Annotated in this window: 1 protein-coding gene; it reads right to left on the minus strand. The window is 70.9% G+C overall.

Features of this window, described 5'->3' with window-relative positions; all coding sequences use genetic code 11:
- Positions 1-32: 32 nt before the first annotated feature.
- Entirely contained in the window at positions 33-1,349 is a 1,317-nt protein-coding gene (locus FGE12_RS29930) for a transposase (protein WP_153870077.1), read from the minus strand.
- Between the last annotated feature and the right edge of the window lie 140 nt (positions 1,350-1,489).

The raw sequence follows: 1,489 nt of genomic DNA on the forward strand, positions 1-1,489 counted from the left end.
CCTAAGTTCGAGTTTCGCAGTCGGACGCCACCCTAAGCGGCCGCGAGGACAGCGTCGATGAGGTACTCGGCGGGTTTCTCGCGCTCCCGCGCGGAGGGCAGCTGCGCGAAAACCTCCGCGCGCAGGCTCTCGCGACGCAGCGTCTGGAGCATGTCGAGGAAGGAGGGCCGCGCCTTGTGCGCGTACCAGGGCCGGCAGGGTGGCGCGTACGCGGCGTTTCCCTCCTGGGCAAACCACAGCACCACGAGGCTGTAGAGAAGCAGCGCGCAGGGCGCCGTGCGCAGCACCGCCCGCTTCGTCCAGCCCTGCGGCTCCTCGAAGCCCAGGTGACTCTTGCCGCCCTGAAACGTCTCCTCGATGGACCAGCGGCCCGCGTACTGCGTGAGGACCTCCACCGCTGTCTCCTCGGAGCACGTCGAGTAGAAGGCCTGCACGGGTCGCCCTCCGCGAAGCGGCTCCACGGCCACCACCTTCAGCGGCCGCCCGGGCACGCTGTACCAGCGCGCCACGCACTCGCACAGGCGCACGCGGTCCTGCCGGCCGTAAATCTTGAGCGTGGTGTGGCGGGCGCGGCCCTCGAGCATCTGCGCGGGCGTGGGCAGGCGGGCGCCCCGCTTGCGCGGGCGACCCGGAGTGCCCGGCTTGCGCGCGGGGGGCGCTGCATAGAGGCGCGCATCCAGAGGCATGCGGCTGGTGAGGTCGCAATTGGCCGGCAGGTAGCGCAGGACGCTCTGCCCGCCGTAGGCGGAATCGGCGTAGGCGTGAAAGCGGCGCTGGGGGTGCGCTTTGCACAGCGTCTCGAGAAGCTGCACGGCGAGCTCGGGGCGGGTGCGGTAGGCGATGCGCCAGCGCGCGGCCGCCTTCTTGTTGAGGTAGAGGCGAAAGAGGACGGGCAGGCTGAAATAGCGCCCGGGGACGCACGGCAGCTGCACGCGCACGGCGAGCACCACCCACGAGTGGCCCCAGCTCGTCACCGGCAGCTTGCGGCTGCTGGCGAGCGGGTCATGGTGCATGCCGACGCCGTACACCTTGAGGCCGCGCTTGCGCGCGAGCGTGTCATCCAGCGTGAGAGGCACCGGCTGCCCTGGCGCCAGCAGCGGCTGCAGCAGCGCGAAGAGGGCGAGGCCTAGCGCATCCAGGCTCCAGCGCGCGGCGGAGAACACCCGGTGGAAGCCCGCGTGGTGCCGCTGCCCGGCAGCGCCCGAGGCCACCAGCATTCCCGTCACGGTGCGCCGTCCCGAGAACACCCAGCCGGCCAGCAGCATCAGCAGCCGGCTGCGCGTGGGCACCGTCATCGCCCCCGCGCTCATGCGCTGGACGAGTTGCACGAAGGTGGTTACCAGAGTCATGGCGAGCCCCCGCGGCGGGCGACGAATGGGTGTTTGGCGACTCCATCCGTAGCCTTCGGCGGTGTGGCTCGCTGCGCTCAACCCGCCGGCCCCTCGTCAGACCGACGGCCCCCCTTCAAAACTGCGAAACTCGAACTAAG

This window comes from Aggregicoccus sp. 17bor-14, assembly GCF_009659535.1.
Taxonomy (GTDB): Bacteria; Myxococcota; Myxococcia; order Myxococcales; family Myxococcaceae; genus Aggregicoccus.

What these genes read in the sequence shown, in the direction of transcription:
- FGE12_RS29930 (WP_153870077.1), bottom strand. Translation starts at nt 1,349, where the DNA reads ATGACTCTGGTAACCACCTTCGTGCAACTCGTCCAGCGCATGAGCGCG.